The organism is Weissella koreensis KCTC 3621, from assembly GCF_000277645.1.
Genome location: NZ_AKGG01000006.1, coordinates 1 through 4,335, shown reverse-complemented (window position 1 = coordinate 4,335; position 4,335 = coordinate 1). Strand labels below are relative to the sequence as shown.

Annotated in this window: 4 protein-coding genes; 1 reads left to right on the top strand and 3 read right to left on the bottom strand. The window is 32.0% G+C overall.

From position 1 onward, the window contains the following. Positions 1–767 (bottom strand): hypothetical protein (locus JC2156_RS03030; RefSeq protein WP_038241039.1); only part of this gene is annotated, 767 nt, incomplete at its 3' end. After that, positions 768–998 (bottom strand): hypothetical protein, encoded by a 231-nt coding sequence (locus JC2156_RS08700; protein WP_006845365.1) that lies wholly within the window; start codon positions 996–998, stop codon positions 768–770. Positions 999–1,140: 142 nt separating this feature from the next. Between JC2156_RS08700 and JC2156_RS08825 the strand changes: the two genes are divergently transcribed. After that, positions 1,141–1,299 carry a hypothetical protein gene (locus tag JC2156_RS08825; RefSeq protein ID WP_006845364.1) on the top strand — a complete coding sequence of 53 codons (159 nt, stop codon included), beginning with the start codon at positions 1,141–1,143 and terminating at the stop codon, positions 1,297–1,299. A gap of 14 nt (positions 1,300–1,313) precedes the next feature. Here the strand turns inward: JC2156_RS08825 and JC2156_RS08695 are convergent, their stop codons facing one another. Beyond that, positions 1,314–3,572, bottom strand: coding sequence for a hypothetical protein (locus tag JC2156_RS08695; protein ID WP_006845363.1), 2,259 nt, complete (start codon positions 3,570–3,572; stop codon positions 1,314–1,316). Between the last annotated feature and the right edge of the window lie 763 nt (positions 3,573–4,335).

The window sequence follows — 4,335 nt, the reverse complement described above, 5'->3', positions numbered from 1 at the left end:
TTTGATGTATCTGGATCTTCTGGTTTATTCAACGAAGTTGAACTACTGTCTGATGTTGATGCTGACGCACTCTTTGATTCATCTAAATCACCATTCGAATTAGAGATTGATGATGATTCACTATCAGAACGGCTAGCTGAACTACTATCAGATGCATTTGAGTCTGACACACTCTTTGATACTGAACTTGATGCAGACTTTGAATCTGAAACTGAAGTACTATCTGAATGATCTGAATCACTCTTCGAACCAGATATTGAAGTTGACTTTGAATCACTCATTGATTCTGATGATGAATATGAGTCATTTGAATCCGGATTTGGAATCGAATTTGACTTTGAAGTACTTACTGAATCTGATTCTGAATTACTCTTTGAGTTATTCGAATCTGAAATATCTTTACTTGTTGATTCTGAATCACTAATACTCTTAGAAGTTTCACTATCATTGATTGAGTTTGAAGTTGAAGTGTCATCACTTGTTGAAGTTGAAGTACTCTTTGAATTTGATGCATCATCACTATCAGATGCATTTGAATCACTTAGTGATTCTGAATTTGATCCTGACTTTGAAATCTTCTTTGAATCTGATGCATTCGAATCACTCTTTGAACTTGATGAACTATTTGAAACTGAATCGTTCTTAGATTCTGAGCTAGATGTTGAATCTTCATTATTCGAATCAGAGATTTCCTTAGATAGTGAATCACTATCATTTGTACTATCTGATGCACTCTTTGATTTATCTGGATCATTTGGTTTATTCAACTAAGTTGAAGTACTATCTGAAGTCGAGGCAGAAGCACTATCTGATCCTTCAGAAGTACTTTTTGAATTTGAACTAGAATTACTATCTGATGCACTTCTAGAAAGCTCTGAATTCGAGTCATCTGATGAGTTTGAGGTCGATTCAGACTTTGAATCTGAAGTTGAGTTACTATCTGAATGTTCTGAATCACTCTTCGACTTTGATGTTGAAGTTGACTTTGAATCACTCATTGATTCTGATGATGAATCTGAGTCATTTGAATCCGGATTTGGAACCGAATTTGACTTTGAAGTACTTACTGAATCTGATTCTGAATTACTCTTTGAGTTATTCGAATCTGAAATATTCTTACTGTTCGACTCTGAATCATTAATGCTCTTAGAAACATCGCTATCACTGACTGATTTTGAGCTTGAATTTAGCTCTGATGTAGATTCTGAATCATTCTTCGAGAGTGAAATTGATTCACTATCAGATGCATTTGAATCACTTAGTGATGCTGAATTTGAACTAGAAGTACTCTTTGATTGACTACTTGAATCTGATTATAATCCTGAAGTTGAAGCACTCTTTGAGTCATCTGAATTACTCTTTAAATTAGAATCTGATCCTGACTTTGAAGTCTTCTTTGAGTCTGAAGCTGAATCTGATGCATTCGAATCACTCTTTGAACTTGATGAACTATTTGAAACTGAATCGTTCTTAGATTCTAAGCTAGATGTGGAATCTTCATTATTCGAATCAGAAACTTGTTTAGATAGTGAATCACTATCTTTCGTACTATCTGAAGCACTCTTTGATTCATCTGGATCATCCGCTTTAATCAACGAAGTTGATGTACTATCTGAAGTTGAGGCTGATGCACTATCTGACCCTTCTGAATTACTCTTTGAGTTTGAGCTAGAATTACTATCTGATCCACTAATTGATGCACTTCTTGAAATATCTGAATTTGAATCGTCTGATGAATTTGAAATTGATCCAGATTTCGAATCAGAGACTGAAGTACTATCTGAATGATCTGAATCACTCTTCGACTTAGATGTTGAAGTTGATTTCGAATCACTCATTGATTCTGATGCTGAATCTGAGTCATTTGAAACCGAATTTGACTTTGAAGTACTTACTGAATCTGATTCTGAATTACTCTTTGAGTTATTTGAATCTGAAATATTCTTACTTGTTGATTCTGATTTTGAAATACTATCAGAAATAGCACCATCACTACCTGAATTTGCCCTAGAATTTAGCTCTGATAGTGACTCTGAATCATTCTTTGAAATCCATGCAGACTCACTATCAGATTTATTTGAGTCATTTATTATTTCTGAATTAGATTCAGAATTATGTTTTGAAGTATCTGCCGATGTACTGTCATATATTGATGTGGATTCACTTCTTGAATTACTTGTAGAAAGTGAATCAGAATAAGTTTTGACAATAGTTATAGTAGCAGTAGCGGCATGCTCAACACCTTGATCATCTATATATGTAATGGTGACCTGCTGTTCTCCTTTTTTACTATAATTAACCTGCCCGTCATCTAATATCAATTTACTCTTATCATATGCTTTTCCATCAGGCTCTTTAATACTGCTTACATCAATATAATCATCTACAATGGGTGCTTTCGCATCGGGATTAGATGAATCATAAATTTGATTTTTAGGCTTATCCCAAGCAAACCCTTCAAGAACACTTATAGTAGCTGTAGCATCATGTTTCTCTCCGTAATCATCAGTATATGAAATCGTTACTGTATATTTACCTGCTTTACTATAATCAACCTGATTATCATCTAATAATAATTTATTCTTGTCATAAGGTTTACCATCGGGTTCCTTAATACTGCTTACATCAATATAATCTTCCGCAAGCGGCCTTGTAGCCTTTGAATCAGATGAATCGTAAGTTTGATCTATCGTATTCCCCCCTTTAAATTCTCCCGCTATAACTGTTAACTTTGCTGTTTGATGATGTTCGACTTTCTGATCGTCTAAATATTCAATATCAACATCATACTTTCCAGATTTTTTGTAATTAATATCAGATTCATTAGCTATAGTTAGATTACTAGGTTTAAAACTTTTACGATCAGGCTCTTTAATAGTGGTCGTATCAATAAAATCACTGGCAACAGGTTTTTTAGATTCTCCATCTGTCCCGTCATAAGTAACGTCTTTAACATCTCCCCCTTTAAATTCTCCAGTAGAATACTGAATCGAAAAACTAAGACGCCCATTTGATGATAATACATCGACCAATTTAGTATTTTTTGCGGCTTCTCCATTATTTAAATATTCAATAAGCGATTGCCAACTATTAACTTCAGGATTGGTGGGCTTTATGTATTGATCAATCACCATTTCCAAATAAATAGTACCACCGCCAAGTTTAATAGTGCTTCGGGCCATATTAGGATAATATCCGGCTATTTCTGGAGGAGCAATGTAGTTGGCCAATCCTGTCTCTGTATCATAAGTAACGTTAGCATTAGGATAGGCTACATTACCGTTTTCGTAAGAAAAAGTTTCAAGTTGGGACACTATTTTGATTGGTGTAACATTAGTACTATCTGCTGCATTCTTATCTTTTTCACCATTTGTCAACGCGATTATAGTTTGGTTTTTATTTGCTAACGCCGATGTGCTATCATCTAATTTCTTTGTCTTTCCTTTGACGTTATTTATATCATCCGCTTTTGCTGAAGTTACAGTTGCCGTTGCACCTAAAGCCAACAATGATCCAAATGCCACTTTATTCAATGTTGAATAACGATCAACGGTGTCATAAATTATATTCACTCTTGATCTTGAGCCGTTCACTAAAAATTTACCTAATTTATACAGTTTGTATTTTATTGAACGTTTTTTTTAAATAATTCTTATTTTTTGATCTGTCTTCATGATTATGAATTCCTTTAAGAATTTGACTTCGATTTTAATATATCTTTATTTTAACTTATATTATTTTATAAATTTTTTCTATTTTTTACTTTTTTTCTGTAACAATTTGATTTGATTCTTATTGGAATAATTTAATGAAAACATATAATAAATTCAAGTTATCAACTCACAGATTTTATCTTCACTCTAAGCCCAACAAGTTCATAACAATATCCATTCACCATATTTTTATGCGACGTTACATATGCCAAAAATATTATTATTAGAATTAGATCACATAGCTCTATTTCATTACCTTAGTTAAGCCTATCTCTCCAAAAGTAATCTAAATTTTGAAGTAAATTTTAAAGGAATGTACTACATGATCTATTCTTTTTTATTTTAATTTTAATATGTTTATTTACATAAAAGTTTAGTTAACGATATGCGATATGCATAGTTACTTAAACTTTAATTCTGTTTCATATTTATTATTCTAAAAATTATTTATTTTTATTATTAAAAAAGCAGTGTTATAAAGTTGGACTTTTGTCTAGCCTTTTAACACTGTTTTTTAAGATTTTATGATTTAAATTATTAATAAATGAATATAATTAGCTTAATTTAGTTATTATCATATATGTATGTTACACTTCACTATAATGTTTAAATGTAATATTAA

Bases quoted from the DNA above. Each gene is read 5' to 3' on its own strand.
- JC2156_RS08825 (WP_006845364.1), top strand. From the start codon at position 1,141: ATGCTCTTAGAAACATCGCTATCACTGACTGATTTTGAGCTTGAATTT.
- JC2156_RS08700 (WP_006845365.1), bottom strand. From the start codon at position 998: ATGAGTGATTCAAAGTCAACTTCAACATCAAAGTCGAAGAGTGATTCA.